Here is a 16,703-nt window from a genome sequence, read left to right as displayed (position 1 = left end):
ATTTATACCGAGCCTCTTTTAATTAGCGTAGGGAGTCGTTTAACTAACCTTGATGATATATAAGCACCAATTATGTTATTGTTCCTTTTAATTGTTTCCGCAATAATCGCGAATGATTATTCGGTGATTCATACAATCGACTTTGCCCATCTGCAGGAATATAACCCCATTGAGTCTCTTCAGCGAGTATGGTTTTAGCATCAAAATAACCTGCCTCCATTCGTTTCTTAAGAATCATCGGGCCAAAATTGTAATCTTTTGATGCTGCCTTAACGATTCTAGCGCTATAGATTAAATGAACCAAAGTACAATGATGGGGGCTACCAATATCCAATAGATGTGCATATTCCTTTTTTTGTTCAGCGGTTAATACTTTACTCAACTGCACCATAGCGTTACGCATTTTTTGACGTTGCAGATAATTAAGAATAGAACGTTGTGCATGCGTACTATAGGAGATATCTTTCATGCGCTCTTCGATTTCATTCATTGTTTGCGGCATAAATGATGGTCCTCCAAAACAATCAATGAGGAAACATAAAGTATCATCAGCGGGAATAGCTTCGAGAATAACCTCCAAAGGCATGTTCGAATGCACACCACCATCCCAATAAAACTCACCGTCAATCTCAATTGCAGGAAAACCTGGCGGTAAGGCTGCACTGGCCATCACATGTTCCACTTCAATGCGATAATTAATATTGTTGAAATAAATCAAATGACCGCTGCTTATCTGTACAGCACCAAGACTTAGGCGAACAGGACAAGAATTAAGTAATTCGAAATCAATGAGCTCAAGAAGTGTTTGTCTAAGTGGTGCTGTATCATAGTAGCTAAGGGAAGTTGCATCACCCCACAAAGGGACTGTTCCTGTAGACCAGCGGGGAGAGAAAAACCCAGGTTGACCAAATAGTAAAGCAAATGAGGCACTCATCTTATTATAGATGTCTAAGGTTGAATCCGATTCCCCAAGAAAATCAAAGATATTATTGGGTGCGATGCTTTGCCAAAATTGCTCTAGTCTTTCAATGCGTTTTTCAGGAGGATTACCTACAATAATTGCAGCTTGTATTGCGCCTATTGAAGTTGCCGCAATCCAATCAGGCTCATACCCTGCCTCTAGCAATCCTTTAACAACACCAAATTGATAAGCCCCGAGTGACCCACCTCCCTGCAAAACATAGGCAACTCGCGGAAAACGATCTCTACTTTTCGCAGGTAAATTATTAAAGCGACCTGCTAGCGGATTGTTACCGCGTGGCTTATTAGATACAGATTCTGTTGCCAAGCTCATAAAATCTTCCCTTATTTTATTAGGTGCTGACTTTTCCGACATAATAAATTGAATAATGCATCCTCATCTCAATTTACAATCCGATTCTACACATTCAAGAACGGTGTCGCAAAATTTTAATCATTGCGTGTTTAAAGCAGCGAATCTAAGTCAAAACTGGAGCGTCGATTTAAATCATTGCCATGCTTCATTAAAAAAATTTCTGCTGTCCGTCTACCCTCATCACGCAACATGCATAGAAACGGCCATTCCGCATTAAGTTTTGAAGAATAGCCAAGATCAACCATCATATCAGTGACAATACGATGAATGCGCATTTTTGCCCAACGCCTTCCCTCTCCTTTTGTAGCGTTAACAACTTGTCTAAGTACGGCAATCATCCGTAATTCTTTCATTAAAGTGGCATTGAAAGCCACCTCATTGAGACGATTAAGAATTTCCCGTGCACTTCTGGGAGTGCCTGTTCTCTCGATAGGGTTTATCTGTACCAACAAGGTATCACTTGACTGGCATTCCTTGATCAAAGGGGTAATCGTTGGATTACCTGTATAACCACCATCCCAATAAGCTTCTCCCTCAATTTCAACAGCTTGAAACATTGTCGGTAAACAAGCAGAGGCCAGCAATACATCGGGGGTTATTTGGTCATTCCTAAATACCCTTCCTTGCCCAGTACGCACATTAGTAGCTGTAATAAATAGTTTGATTGGTGCTTTTGCAAGCTCATCAAAGTGAATGCTTTGCATAAGAATAGAACGCAAAGGATTAAATGCCGCAGGATTCAAATCGTAGGGCGAGAAAACCCTTGAAGCAAGATCAAAAGCAATAAATAGCGGTGAATTATCTAAAGTCCATCTACCCGACAAAATATCCAGAGGCCCACGCTGAAAAAGGCTAAAGGTCGCAGCCTGCGACACACGCAACCAAAACTCTTCTAATGCGGCTCTAGCACCCTGGACCCCATCCTTAACATAGCCACTGGTTAAGACCGCTGCATTCATCGAACCCGCTGACGTTCCTGAAATTCCTTCAATACGTAGTTTTGGCTCTTCAAGCAATCGATCGAGCACTCCCCAGGTATAAGCACCATGAGCACCGCCACCCTGTAACGCTAGATCAATAAGCACTGGTTCCTTGTGAGGAAGGATACTTTTCCGTACTTTATTAGCCATAGAGCCTAATATCCCTAGAAGACTTTATTTAAAAGCATTATAGCTCAAACAAGAGATTAGCTATTTGTTAGAGTACGCACGAGAATGATCCTCCTTTGCTATTGGCAAGTTGCTAAATCTGCTGCCAGAGCAATGATTTCCGCATCACTAACTTCCTTTTGAGTATCACCCAGTTGTTTAAATTTTTTGAATAAAACTTTAAAAGCCTCTTCATCAATATTAATTTGCAAGGAGGCAAGCTTATTACGAAAAGCTGCCCGACCTGAATGTTTGCCGATGACTAATTTGGTTTCTGCAACTCCCACAGATTCGGGTTTTATAATTTCATAAGTTTCACGATGCTTAAGTATGCCATCTTGATGAATTCCTGATTCATGTGCAAAGGCATTAGCTCCCACAATAGCCTTGTTTTTTTGCACGACAAACCCGCTCGCAACAGAAACTAATTGGGAAACTTTAGCAATCTGGGTGGAGTCAACATTTACAGAAAAAGGAAATTGGTCTGGCCTGGTTTTAACAGCCATGACAATTTCTTCCAATGCCGCATTGCCTGCACGCTCACCAATACCATTAACGGTACATTCAACCTGCCTTGCACCAGCCTTAAGTCCTGTAAGAGAGTTGGCTACTGCCAGACCCAAGTCATTATGACAATGCACAGAGATAATTACTTTATCGATATTGTTAACCTTTTCTTTTAGGGTTTTTATTAATTGACCATATTCATCAGGGGTTGAATAACCAACCGTATCAGGAATATTGATTGTTTTTGCTCCAGCAGTAATCGCCGTTTCAATGGCACGAGCAAGAAAGTCAATATTTGAACGCGTGGCATCCATCGCAGACCACTGAACATCCTCGCAATAATCACGTGCCAGACGAATAGAGGATTGAATCGCTGACAATACTTCCTCATAGGTCATTTTGAATTGATATTTCAAATGCACCTCGGAAGTAGAAATGAAGGTATGAATTCTTGGTCTCTTGGCCGATTTAATCGCTAACCCAGCTGCTTCAATGTCCACCGTTTTCGCTCGCGCAAGACTACAAACAATGGCGTTCTTCACAAGCTTTGCAATTTGTTCAATACATTGAAAATCACCTGGCGAAGCAGCGGCAAATCCTGCCTCAATTATATTAACACCCATGCTATCAAGTACTTCGGCGATTTCAACTTTCTGATTGCCCCTCATGCTAGCCCCAGGAGCTTGCTCACCATCTCTTAAGGTTGTATCTAAGACAATAATGTTCTCTCGAGTGCACAGTGTCATTTTACCCACCTTTAACAAAATACAAGGCATCACAATTTAAAACTATAGACGAAAATGACGATAAGTAACTCCACATCATGCAAGTTAACCGCAAGCAAACCAAGATATAACAATCTGTCAGTTACTTAGGTTTTATCGACACAAATATCTCTTCTTGTTACTTAAGCTCTATAGAACTTACTTGGGATGACAATTGTGACTCTTGGAACTTTCTTTTGAAAGCATCTATTTGAAGAAAAAATGCATGCTTTGATCGTCCGGGATAAATTTCTGCGGGTGAATAAAAATTTTTAGCGTTATCTATCTCTTTCTGTAATTCTGCACATTCTAAATATAACGGATGATTAATAGGACAACCCTCGTAAATATTTTTTAAATTATTTTCTAATTCACTTACCATAGATGTTGAAACGACATTAATTTCAAAGTCACGTTTAATCACTTGGAGCTCACCTTGCAAATTAGGCTGTAAAAATTCCACAGGTTGTTCTTGATAATTATGATTAAATAAAGATTTATTACATGCCAAAGTGATACATGGCAAAATAAATAACAATAATGAAAATGGAATAAACCATCCTAAAGCGCCATCAAATTGATGACCACATAATGCACAGAGCTCATCGAGTATTTCACCCCACCCAGCATAAATTTCCTCCATACAATTAATTTTATCTCCAAAATCAGGCTTAAAAGCACTCATTTCATTGGCAATTTCTTCACAGTTTTTAACGACTGTTACTAAGTTATGAGTAGCCAAACCTAAATTAATTAAAATAATAAAGAGAAAAATGATTAAAATGAGATTCAATTTTCGATTCGATTTCACGTAGTTTTTCGGTGTTAAATCAATCCCGTTCGGCAGTTTATCTAGTAAGGATTTAACAGTGTGAAAGGGAGGGGGAATGGGTTGCTCTCCCCTTATCTGAAGCTCAATAGTTGCTAGTTCGTTTTTAATCCGTTCCAAACGAGATCGATAATTCGCTATTTCTTCTAAGATCAATTGCTTATATGAAGCTAATTCCTTTTTACCTTTATGGAAAAGATAGCTATTATAAAGAGTTGGGGCATTAACTTGAAAATCAGGGTATTGCACAATAAGATTGTATAATGTCTTACTAGTCCGCATTAAATTAAAATAGCTTTCTTCATCTTTTTTTAGTAACTCGAGAATAAGATAAAATAATTCCTGAGGAAGAAAATATTTGTCTAGAAAGATAATAGATAACTCTTCCTTTTTTTTCATTTGTTTCACTCCATGAACATCGTTGAAGATGGGTATAGGGACTCTAATTAGTTTGCGAATTTTTTGTTTTCGTTGCTGTTTAAGTGCACAATTAATTTGTTCTCTATAAATTTTTACACATGGAGTTTATTCCATTTAGAAATGGATGCACTATTCAGCTATGCTCTTAAATTATCGGAGCAAGTCTAGCTTTATCGTTGAATAATAACAATCTTTTTAAAATAGGTATGCCAAACTAAAATGAAAATGTCCCTTTTTTGTTTCGTCAACTTAAAAAGCAGTCCACGTTAGAGGGGGGCATTTTCATTTGGAGCACAGCAGATGGATTGCTGCGGTACCCCCCGAAAAATAGTGTTAGATAAAGAATGCATGCAATTCTTGCTATTAGAACCCCCTGCAACTAATTTCAAGTTAGAAGAAACCATATTGAGATGTAAGATTTGAATTGGCTGTTAGTTCGGCAACGATATTTTTTATTTCTTCACCCTTCTTATTCCATTCATCCTCTGAGGGGAGTGTATACACCGGGGAAAGGTTAGAAATTATTCCTTCCACTTGTGTGTAACTAATTTTAGCTAATGAATTAAGAGAGGTAATTTCATCTTTATTTAATGGCGCTTTAAGATGTTTAATTAATAATCTTAGCATTAAAGGACTTCTTCGTATAACCATAATATCTAGTGGAGAATATTGTTCATTAGAACCACTTCTGTCCGTAGGAGATGCACCATAAGTTAACAAGTCTCTTATGACAAACTCCATCCTATCCTCATACATTGATGATTTAAATAATGAGTTTGTGTCTTGATGATTCTCACCTTTTGCGCAAGCTAAAAATAATGCGGAACCTTTAGCATAATGTTTACAATGAATATCAAAGTTAATTTTATCTATTAATCCATTTGCTTGTAATGCTGTAAGAAACTTAGCAATATTGGGGAAATTAGAATTGGCAATTGACCAAATAAGAGGGGTATTACCATCTAAAGCAATTATTCGATTAATCTTCTCGCCTAATACATTAACAATGCTATTAAACTCAAACGCCCTGTCATCGCTATATTTCAGATAATTTTCTTTCATGATGGATACAAAAAAATTAGCGACAATTGCCTCATGGATTGTAAAATCATCATTTTCGAACTCAAAAATATAAGTAGAGCCTGGAGAAGCTATTTCTCTAAAATATTTCATAAATATTTCTTGCAGGACAGACCTTGTGTCTTCATTAGAAAATTCATATAACCGGATGTAAATGGAATATATCTCCATTGCCGCAGCATCTTTTGAAAAATTCGGTATTTTTCCTAAAAATTGTTGAACCTCTGATGGCGGACTAGCACGTAATCGCGCTGCAAAAGTATGAATTACCATCCGAGCATTATAATTTATTTTACCCATGCTTATTTTCTCAAAAATTACTGAATAGATAGGCTGTTCATAATATCACATAATTGCTAATAATTACACCATTAAGTAAATTTTTTGATCTACTTTGAGAAGCATAGTTACATTTTTATTCTTAGCCATTGCATTATTGCTATTTAGGATAAAAGCACACCACTCAATAAAAATTATGACTTATAAAAAGAAGAGGTCATATTTGTCTCTGATTCATCATGCAATTCAGATTCTTGGGTGTTAGAAATTTCATAGGTCTCAATAATCTTAAGTCGATGATAATTTGGATTGAACGAGGTTATAACATTCATTGCAATACCCACACTGAGAGGATATTGTTTCCGATTACCCAGATTTTTTATTAAATCATCTTGATAAAACTTGCCAAAAGTACCTAACCAAACATCTAAAAATACAAACTTTGTTTGTTTTTGAGAGTATTGATTTGGTCTAGGCAAGGGAGAAGAACCAAACACTACAAACACATGGTCACCATTTTCTATTTCTAGAATGTTGGCGAATAATCTTCTGCGTGCTTTAATTTGTAAAAGTCTTATCGCAGCAAGACTTAGGTCATGGCAATTACCTGCTGCAAATTTTGTACACAATGAAAGAGCCAATTCGGGCTTTTCATCTGTGCATGCGACTCTTAGATCCGAAATCCGATTGGTTACCCTTTTCTTCTCTTTTTCGCTCAAATGATTCAAATCTGGATGGGTATCTGAGTATTTAACTACACTCCGTAGACTATTCATCACTGAACAGGCCAATTCTAGATTTTCCTTTAATTCTTTATCCAGATGGGGATCGTATTCTTTTGAAGTATGATCCATAGATACCAATCCTGTGAGAGGTTTGATTTTTTGATGCTTTTTAATAAGCTCATTAAATTGGGAATACAGTTCACGCTTATCATAGTATGTGCAATTTAAATTCCTCGCAATGAGATCCAAGGGTGTATCACCCTCATCATTTGTAGTTCTCGCCATTGTGACAAGTGTTTCTCCAGGAGTCTTTTGTACAAGTTCATGGAATTCTTTCAGATGGCCAAAATCGCGCATAAATGAATGAAGAAAAGTGCCATTTCCTACTGCATTTGCATCGAAACTCAGTGCTTTAGAGGTGGAGTAATAGGGCCTTTTAAAGCAGAATAAATCATTATAGGATTTTGAAGTTACAGTGGGATATGGCTTTATCGTTAAGCCTTTCAATAACTTAGCATACATAATAGCAACTCTGTGGATGATCAAAATGGCCCCATTATATCAAAAAATAACCATACAGGCTATTTTTTCTTTAAATTACGCATTTTTTTATCAACACAACGCCTCAGCACCTAATCAATTTAGTCCTTAATTACAAGTCGTTTGCATTACCTCGCTTTTTCTACAAACAGCGCCTGTCTCTTCTAAAGCAGAAACATTGTCAGGGAAAATATTTTTCTCTTTGGCTGCCGTTATAAATAAATCAAGAGCATGGGAATTTATACGCAATACATCTTCAAGCAATTTTTTTTGTTCGCATGCATCCTTCGTTAACAATGCTCTTCCCAAAAAATGATAAATATCATTTTTATCGAGATTTTCCATAGCATGCTTTTGCATACAAATCGATAAAACTTGCTGAATCCGTTTATCGCGATGATCAAAAAAGAAAATGTAACGGGATTTATATGGTGACACGGAGGCTTCTTTTGTCAGCTGAACTTCTTTTACTAATAGGAATCGCCAATTTCTTAAAATGAAAGAAGCCAAACTTTGTTGTTCATACTGATCCGTATTTTTAAGGAAGAAGACATTTAAGGAAAAAATATACGCAAGTATTTCATCAGGCAATGAGCAAAATATCGATAACTCAGGGTGCTTATGTTTATGTGATCTGGCTTTTGCAACATCAGCTAATGTGCGAATAAATTGATAAGCGGGCGCTCTTTTGCGCTGATTATCCTTTAGTTTATTGATAATTGCCAGATGAGATTCCAGTGAGGCGGGATTACCATTTAAATCCAGCCTGTTTAACGAAGTATTAACCTCAAGTACTTTTAAAAATTTCCCCATCTCCGTATCGTAAATTTCATTACCAAATAGGTGTAACTCTTTAAGTGTAGTATTTCGCTTAAGTGCCTCAACAAGGTCATTCACACCGATACCAGTGAAGTGGTTGGAGCTTAAGTTAAGGACCTCGAGTGATTGATTCGTCGCAAGCCAGATGGCAATTGTTTTTATACCCACATTATCAATGCCATTGTTATTTAAGCGAAGTCTCTTAACTGCCGTGTTTTTTTCTAGGACTTTAATTAGATTAGAAAGATCATCGTTACTTAGCTTTTGAAAATGTAGCTCTACTAACGAAGGATCATTTTCGCGTAAACGCTTTAATGTCTCAGTAGGGATAGGCATAATCACAGTTCCGTGGAGTTCTAATCGATTGTTTTAGTGTTTAGCAAATGAAGAAATTCAGCAATGGTTTCATCACTGGCTTTCCTGTAAACGGCTCGACGACTAATACCACTGCCGGTAAGCGCTTTAAGCTTTAGCGCCATTTCGGTAGCTTTTACACAAACAGCAATGCCGTTTAACACCACAGCGTCATCGATGGTGAAATGTTGTTGACGAGCAAGTAGCAACATCGGTAAGCCACCAGCCAAAATAATTACTTCCACACCTTGAGCAACGACTGGCTTCACTTGTTCTGTAAATGCATCCAGTAATTTTTGATATGTGGTCGGGCTTGTAAATGCCTCCTCAAAATCGTGGACTTGAGCCACCACCGCACTCACAGCCACTATCCTCTGTTGCAGCCCGTAATAATTAATCTGATTTTCATGCCAGGGAATAAATACAGGGTTAATGGTAACCAATCCTATTTTACGACCAAGGCTGCAAGCATGCAGCATTGTCGATTCACCTAAACCAATCACTGGAATATCAATACATGCTTTTATTTCATTAATACCTGGCTCTTGAAAATGACCAATGACAAAAGCATCATAACCCTGCCTTTCAGCATAAATAGCATTTTTAATGGTTTGCATCGCACAACGAAATTCCGTGAGAGGATGCAGATTCTTATCGGCTGGTGTTAAACCATGCACTTCAAATTTAAATCCTTTATCAGCATATTCATTTAAATATTTCTGCAGGGTCTTGATGTAATTAATCTGTTCCATAGGGTCAACAAAACTTTGATACCAGATCCGCTTGGTTGTTGTCACCATATCCTCACTATAAAATCCATTTGCTCTTTAGCAATATTAACCCCCTTCCATCATGTTTGGCAAAATTTGTGTTCCTTCAGCAAGTTTATTAGACAACCCTTTTGCAAATCTTAGAAAATGCAATTGATGCCTCTAGTAGGTAAAATATCGAGAGCTGTGTAGTCAATAATTAAATTGGGGAATGAATGCTCCGCAGTGGCTAACCTGGCCACCATCGGAGATCATCGTTTAGCAGGTATTTAAGAGCAGGTAGGTAAAGTTAACACTTTTCGTTCTTTACTGTGATATTTCAATTTTGGTGCAAACAAGCCGGTCCCACTAACACTCGTATACCCTGTCGCATCATATTCTTTTTTAACGCCATCTTGTGAGAGCAGTTTAATGACTTTCTCAAGCCCTGCACGCCAAATTGCCCGATGGAGAGGTAAGTCTTTCAGGGTACTTTGCGCTCGCTCTAATGGCGTTTTTCCTAGGCCATCAGGCAGCATTTTTGCACCACGACCCTTTAAAAGACGTACCATTCCGCAATCACCCAATTCCGCTGCAACATGAAGAGGACTTTCAAGTCGAGAAATTATTCGATTACCCATGACAAGGCGTGTATTTACTCTTGCTCCAGCAATAAGTAATTGCCTTACCGCATTTATATCTTGTTGCTTCACTGCAGAGATTAGTTCTTCGCCACGCGCTCTATTGGCGCTTAATACTTCATTGATTTGGTCGCGTGACTTAGCACTAACATTGTTATTACTCATATCAAATGAAACTAAAGTTCCATTACGCCTAATATTTTTTAACAGAATATTATGCTCGTCTTGCATCAAATCGGTAAGCTTATTTCCTGTTAACTCAACAGCAACTAAGCATTTAAATTTTGGTAGTACAGCTGCAAAGCTTTTTAGATCTTCGTTATTGATTTGATTATTTGGGAAGAATAAATAAGATAACAATGGACATTGCGGTAATTGCTGAACAAGACTAGTAAACAGTTTTCCTTTTAATTTGCTACCCTTACAGGAAAATATTTCCAGAGAACGAAGCTTCGGCAATAGGGCTATCAAATCATTAATGTATTTTTTGTCTAAGGTCTCGGTAATTTCTAATGTTTTTAATTGAGAAAGCTGTTGGTCTGTTAACTTTTTTAATTCTTTTATTTTCAAGTCTATAATCCTCATAATGGTGAACTTTAACATTCCTTGATTTTTTATACGGATTTTCTAGAGAAATGCACCTCATTTTATGTTCCTGATGATCATTTTTCAAGCAATCGGCATTTCGGTTGTGCCAAATGACACAATAGAACACTAACCACTTGATTATTAAATCAATTAGTGAAAATGATGGATAACTCCGACAAGCTTGCTATGACTAACCAAACCTGGGCTCTGGACGATGACAATAAGGTGCTTTACTGTGTTTTGCATAGTAGTTTTGATGGTAACCTTCAGCAGGCCAAAAAATCTGTGCCTCAAGCAATCGGGTTGCAACATCATAACCCCTTGAGCGCAGTGTTTGGATTAGTGCTTGCGCTTCTTGATGTTGTTCTTCATTGTAATAAAAAACGGCACTTTGATATTGGTGTCCAATATCAGGCCCTTGTCCAGAGCGTTGGGTAGGGTCATGAATTTCAAAAAAGCGTTTAAGGACAGTGTGGTAATCTGTTTTTGCCACATCATAGACAACTCTTGCTACCTCATAATGCCCCGTGTCACCCCGACAAACTTGCTCATAGGTAGGTTCGCGAATCATACCTCCTGAATACCCCACCTCTACCTTAAGAACCCCCGGCAGCTGACGTAAAAAATGATCTACTCCCCAAAAACACCCTCCAGCCACAATTGCTTCTTCCGTATCTAAAACCTCACTATCCGGTACAAAATCAATTGACGCTGAATTAACACAATGACGGAGATTTGCATGAGTGAAATTTTCACCCACAAAAACGTGCCCTAAATGTGCATGACAACGCTCACATAAAATCTCTGTTCGTTGACCATCTTTATCAGGCACCTGCATAACTGCTTGCACAATATCGTCATCAAAACTTGGCCATCCACAACCAGAATGGAATTGGTTTTTTGCACGAAATAACGCTAAACCACAGCGCCGACAGAGATAACTGCCTATTTTAGCTACGACATTATACTCACCAGTAAAAGGGTATTCGGTTGCTTTATCACAGATAATCCGTCTTGCAGTAGGTGTTAGGCTCGCAGTTTTATCTAAAAAATTGTCCATAATACCCCCCAATAACGATATGCTGTGATTTTTCTTAGTAGATGAAGGTACCACCAGGAATTTGATGGCGCTTTGCGCGCCATCAAAGCGCATCATTAGAAACTATTTGACTCGATTACAAATTTTGTCCGCCATATAACCAATCGCACCCGCATAGTATATAGAATTATTGTAGCGCAAAATCATCTTGTAGTTAGGGTAGGCTAGAAATACTGGACCACCATTAGGCTGTACAATGCTCGCTTGTAATTCTGGGTAGGGTAACGGCTCACCTTTTTCCGTGCGGACTCCTAAAGCAGCCCACTCACTGACCGGTTTTATAGTCGCCTTGCCTTCTAAACTCATATCAAATTTAGGAGGCAACTTCACTTGAATAGCCCAGGGCTGATTGGTTTGCCAACCATTTTTCTTCATGTAATTGGCAATTGAAGCAAAAACATCAGCCTTCGATTCCCAAATATCTTTGCGACCATCACCATCATAATCCACTGCAAATTCTACCCAACTGGAAGGCAAGAATTGAGGTTGTCCTGAAGCACCAGCCCATTCGCCTTTGAAATGGTCTAAAGTAACGTGCCCATCATTCAGAATACGTAGAGCCAAAAACAATTGCTTACGGAAAAAATCGCGACGATTGGAATCATAGGCAAGTGTTGCTAAAGATTTAATCACTGGAAAATTACCCATGTAAGATCCATAGCTACTTTCCATACCCCAGAATGACACAATAAAACAAGGATCAACACCAAAATGCTGACCAACATTCTCTAATAACTCTTTGTTCTTAGCAAAATGCTTACGCCCCATCATAATTCTGTAATTATCAGCTCGAGAGCGTAGATATTTATTAAACGTCAAGCGATGCTCAGGTTGCGAGCGAGCAAGTCCTTTGACTTGACGGCTCGGCTCGTGAATACCAGCAAAAGCCTCATCAAAAACATTAGGAGAAATGCCTTGTTGTAGAGCTTCCTGCCTTACCTCTGCCACCCAGCTATTCCAGCTTTGTTGATTTGCTATAACCAACTGTGGCAATAGCACCATTGCTCCAATAACTATATTAAAAACCCATTTTTTCATGACTAACCCCTTTTGGCTATTCTTAACAATGCATTGAATTTATCGTTGCATTGACTCGACAAAAAGTTGCGCACTGATGTTGTAAAGCAAATTACAAGCAGAAAACATGCCTTCATCATAACTTGAAAATTTATGAAAGACTAACAATCTGCATAGAACTCTAAAATTTTACTTGGCACAAAGCTCTTTTTTACGGTAACCCTAATTTAGGTAACCAATTCACAATACTAAATTAATTGTCACCCCTTCAATCCATTGGGAACAAGAAATAAAACATCTAAATTTTTGGTAGGAGTGAAATTTTTTTTGTTCATTTTAAACTGCGTAGGGCTTACTTTCGTCACTCCGGAACCGCAAAAGCTTACTAAATTATTAGTTTGCTCTTTATCAACGATTAGGCTGAAATTTTGTATAGGGCCCGCCCAATTCGCACCCGTTTTTAAAATGTAGCCCAGACGATTTTCACTATAAGGTGCAATGCCATTTTTTATTTTCTGGGTGATGCTTTTCTGTAGTGCTTCATCAATACAAAATTTGCGGATATAAGCCGGATACCAGGCCTCATGAGTCGCATAAGAGGCGCCAATACTGGTTACGGGAGTATAGCCAACAACCGGGCGATATTGATGCTCGATAACCAGCTCTTTGCCTGCAGGAAAAGTCTGCTGCCAATAATAGGCTGACTTTAGAGTCCATGCTGGTTGTGCTTCTTTTCTCATTCCTTTGCCATCATCAAATTCCTCAAGCCAGATTAATCCTAATTTCTCAAGTTCTGGCCAATGCTCCTTTGGGATTTTATTTAATAAAGGCGCAGTCTTGCTGTATTGGGGTGATAAGGGAATATTATATTTTTTTAACAAAAGGCTCTGATCTTTCCCTTTGGCTATAGCCTTTTGGTCAACATTCATCTTAACCTGTTGATTATTGACCCGGGTGACAAAACCAAATGGGTTGAATGGATCGTCAACTGGGAAAATTGAAAAACTTTTCGTGTAATTATAACTTTCAATATCTGGCAAAGGGAAAGCAACAAGTACTTTTATATCTTGATCTGATTTATTAAAAAAAACATAGCGGATGCGCACTTTTTTTAAGGAAAGGTATAACTCTTCAGAGCGCATTTCAATCTGTGGATTTTTCACAAAAACCAAACCACCGGCTGCTAATTCAGCCGAAGAGTCATTTGCAAAACTAGTTACTGCAATAAATAACAATAGAATTCCTAGAAAAAATTGATTACCCATCTGTTTCATTTTTTTCCTCTTAGCATCTAATCTCTGTATTAGTTTTCTTAACGCCAGACCTGCTCCTTATCATCACTGCTATTCTTATTATTTTCAATTCATAACATGAAATTCACTGCAAAAAATAACCACCTTATTTTATTAAAGACTTGTGCTAAATTACTAAATTGATTTAAAAAGGAGTTAATCGATTATGGAAAAGAATTTGTCCGCTAAAATCAAACAATTTCTTGCTGCAGAAGCGTTTGCTGTCATTGGGGCCTCCACGAATCGTCAAAAATTTGGGAATAAGGTCTTACGCTGCTATCTGCAACATCATAAAACCGTTTATCCTGTCAATCATCGGGAAGCAACCATAGAGGGTCTTGACTCAGTAAAAGAAATTGCCGATTTACCTCCGTCAGTGACTAGCATCTCGGTAATTACCCCCCCACCAATCACTGAAAAAATTGTAGAGCAAGCCATTATAAAAGGGATAAAAAATATTTGGATGCAGCCAGGAGCTGAAAGTGAAGCTGCGCTCAGCAACTGTCTACAGCATCAAATCAATGTGATTGCAGGGGGCCCTTGTATTTTAGTTGAATTAGGCTGTACTCACTAAGAAATTTATTTTTTGCTCAATGGGGATATTTATTATTCTATTTTGTTAAATTTTAATAAAATAGTGTTTTTTGTACTATTTTTATAATTATCTCTCTTTAAATAACATGGTACGGAGAAGGATATCGGCCATGAAAAACAACAAAAAGGCGGCACCTATCACTGAAGCAGCGATTATGTCGCAATTTGGACCTGTCCTGCGCAATAATTTGTACTGCGACGTTTGTGACACGCCTATCACCTCAGAAGAGCTGGATGAATTTTTTGATTTATTGGACGGAGCTTATCAAGCAGCCATTGCCAAATTAAGTGCCGGTATCAGTCCCGCCGCAATTGCAACTGCTTATTTTGCCTGGCTCTCCCAATTAGCCCTTTGTCCAGGACGATTATTAGAGCTGGCACTTTACCCTGCCTTTCATACCCAAGATTTTACTAATAAAATTCTTTGTCACATCAGACCAGGCGATGGCAGAGATGTACGCTTTCATACAGATAATTGGCAATCTTGGCCTTGGGAAATTTACGCTGAAAATTTTCTTCACTTTGAAGATTGGTGGCGACGAGCCACAACGAATATTCCGGGGGTTCCTGCTCACGTTGAACGCACAGTTTCCTTCTGCACCAGGCAAATTATTGATGCCTTATCACCATCTAATTTCGTTCTTACTAACCCTGATCTTTTTCAAGAAACAATACTCACTGCAGGTCTTAATTTATTCCATGGAACCAAACTGGCTATTCAAGACAGACTTGAACGAATATTTGGTATTCCTCCGGCCGGGGTTGAAAACTTTATTCCAGGAGAACATGTTGCTGTAACCCCAGGCAAAGTGGTGTTTCGTAATCATTTGATAGAATTATTGCAATATAAGCCCAAAACCAAAGCCGTTTATAAAGAGCCTATTTTGATACTTCCCGCCTGGATTATGAAATACTATATTCTTGATTTATCCCCTCACAACTCATTGGTGAAATGGCTAGTTTCCCAGGGTCATACAGTATTTATTGTTTCTTGGCGTAATCCCCATAGTAAAGATCGCAATTTAGGACTCGATGATTATCATCGGCAAGGAGCTATGGCTGCGATTAATGCCATATCTAGGATTATCCCTAAAACAAAAATTAACTTAATGGGCTATTGCTTAGGTGGCACGTTAGCCATGATTTCAGCATCTGTTATGGCTAGAGACGGTGATGATCGTCTTAATAGTTTATCCCTCTTGGCAGCCCAAGGTGATTTTAGTGAAGCGGGTGAGTTAATGTTATTTATTACTGAAAGCGAAGTCGCTTTTCTTAAAAACATGATGAGGGAAAAAGGTTACCTGGATACCAAGCAAATGGCTGGCTCTTTCCAAATGCTTCGCTCTTATGACTTAATATGGTCAAAAATGGTCCATGACTACATGAGCGGTCAGCAACGCGGGATGATTGATTTACTGGCTTGGAATTCCGATGCGACGCGCATGCCTTATAAAATGCATAGTGAATATCTTGAGAAACTCTTTCTCGATAATGACTTTGCTGCAGGACGTTTCGCAATCGAAGGTAAACCCATTGTTGCAGAAAATATTCATTTACCAACCTTTGTTGTTAGCACCGAGAAAGATCACGTCTCGCCTTGGCGTTCTGTCTATAAAATTCACTTAATGATGAATAACAATATTACCTTTATTCTCGCCTCAGGAGGGCATAATGCGGGGATTGTGAGTCAACCAGGACTTAACGGGCGCTCTTACCGCATACGAGAGCGCAAGAAAGACTCTACCTTTATTGATGCCGATCATTGGGTCAGATTAGCCGAAAAAAGAAATGGTTCTTGGTGGTTAGCCTGGCATGAATGGCTTGTGCAATATTCATCAAAAAAACGCGTCGCCCCACGCAAGCTGGATGCATCACTTCCACCTGCACCAGGAACTTATGTTTTCCAAAAATAGGAAGTCATT

General features: G+C 38.4%; 14 protein-coding genes. 2 read left to right on the top strand and 12 right to left on the bottom strand.

What is annotated here, in order from left to right; genetic code table 11:
* Positions 1–70: 70 nt before the first annotated feature.
* The 12 genes from Lbru_RS00640 to Lbru_RS00585 form a co-directional block, all read right to left on the bottom strand.
* On the bottom strand, positions 71–1,294 hold the full coding sequence (locus Lbru_RS00640) for a patatin-like phospholipase family protein (protein ID WP_058440251.1): 1,224 nt from the start codon (positions 1,292–1,294) through the stop codon (positions 71–73).
* Between the two features lie 131 nt (positions 1,295–1,425).
* Entirely contained in the window at positions 1,426–2,466 is a 1,041-nt protein-coding gene (locus Lbru_RS00635; protein WP_058440250.1) for a patatin-like phospholipase family protein, read from the bottom strand.
* 98 nt (positions 2,467–2,564) lie between these two features.
* Positions 2,565–3,737: a 2-isopropylmalate synthase gene (locus Lbru_RS00630; RefSeq protein WP_058440249.1), complete on the bottom strand. Its 1,173-nt coding sequence runs from the start codon at positions 3,735–3,737 to the stop codon at positions 2,565–2,567.
* Between the two features lie 157 nt (positions 3,738–3,894).
* The gene (locus Lbru_RS00625; protein WP_058440248.1) at positions 3,895–4,983 is read right to left on the bottom strand and encodes a hypothetical protein; all 1,089 of its coding nucleotides are present in this window, start codon (positions 4,981–4,983) and stop codon (positions 3,895–3,897) included.
* Between the two features lie 411 nt (positions 4,984–5,394).
* Entirely contained in the window at positions 5,395–6,384 is a 990-nt protein-coding gene (locus tag Lbru_RS00620; RefSeq protein ID WP_058440247.1) for an ankyrin repeat domain-containing protein, read from the bottom strand.
* Positions 6,385–6,557: 173 nt separating this feature from the next.
* On the bottom strand, positions 6,558–7,610 hold the full coding sequence (locus Lbru_RS00615; protein ID WP_058440246.1) for a hypothetical protein: 1,053 nt from the start codon (positions 7,608–7,610) through the stop codon (positions 6,558–6,560).
* A gap of 126 nt (positions 7,611–7,736) precedes the next feature.
* Complete coding sequence (locus Lbru_RS00610) at positions 7,737–8,783, bottom strand: leucine-rich repeat domain-containing protein (RefSeq protein WP_058440245.1); 1,047 nt, start codon at positions 8,781–8,783, stop codon at positions 7,737–7,739.
* Positions 8,784–8,803: 20 nt separating this feature from the next.
* A complete protein-coding gene (locus Lbru_RS00605) occupies positions 8,804–9,601 on the bottom strand; it encodes an aspartate/glutamate racemase family protein (RefSeq protein ID WP_058440244.1) in 798 nt (265 codons plus the stop codon).
* 239 nt (positions 9,602–9,840) lie between these two features.
* Positions 9,841–10,761, bottom strand: coding sequence for a hypothetical protein (locus Lbru_RS00600; RefSeq protein ID WP_131793431.1), 921 nt, complete (start codon positions 10,759–10,761; stop codon positions 9,841–9,843).
* Between the two features lie 208 nt (positions 10,762–10,969).
* Positions 10,970–11,839 carry a bifunctional methionine sulfoxide reductase B/A protein gene (locus tag Lbru_RS00595; protein WP_058440242.1) on the bottom strand — a complete coding sequence of 290 codons (870 nt, stop codon included), beginning with the start codon at positions 11,837–11,839 and terminating at the stop codon, positions 10,970–10,972.
* Positions 11,840–11,941: 102 nt separating this feature from the next.
* Positions 11,942–12,916 (bottom strand): lytic murein transglycosylase, encoded by a 975-nt coding sequence (locus tag Lbru_RS00590; protein WP_058440241.1) that lies wholly within the window; start codon positions 12,914–12,916, stop codon positions 11,942–11,944.
* 239 nt (positions 12,917–13,155) lie between these two features.
* Entirely contained in the window at positions 13,156–14,169 is a 1,014-nt protein-coding gene (locus Lbru_RS00585) for a DUF4424 domain-containing protein (protein ID WP_058440240.1), read from the bottom strand.
* Positions 14,170–14,353: 184 nt separating this feature from the next.
* Between Lbru_RS00585 and Lbru_RS00580 the strand changes: the two genes are divergently transcribed.
* Both Lbru_RS00580 and Lbru_RS00575 read left to right on the top strand, forming a co-directional pair.
* Complete coding sequence (locus Lbru_RS00580; RefSeq protein WP_058440239.1) at positions 14,354–14,761, top strand: CoA-binding protein; 408 nt, start codon at positions 14,354–14,356, stop codon at positions 14,759–14,761.
* Between the two features lie 175 nt (positions 14,762–14,936).
* Positions 14,937–16,694, top strand: a complete 1,758-nt coding sequence (locus Lbru_RS00575; RefSeq protein WP_083500786.1) for a PHA/PHB synthase family protein — start codon at positions 14,937–14,939, stop codon at positions 16,692–16,694.
* Positions 16,695–16,703 lie beyond the last annotated feature (9 nt).

Origin of the sequence: Legionella brunensis (assembly GCF_001467025.1) — a bacterium.
In the GTDB taxonomy this organism is placed as follows: domain Bacteria; phylum Pseudomonadota; class Gammaproteobacteria; order Legionellales; family Legionellaceae; genus Tatlockia; species Tatlockia brunensis.
Note: the sequence above shows the minus strand (reverse complement) of the source record. Positions and strands in the feature narration are given on the sequence as shown.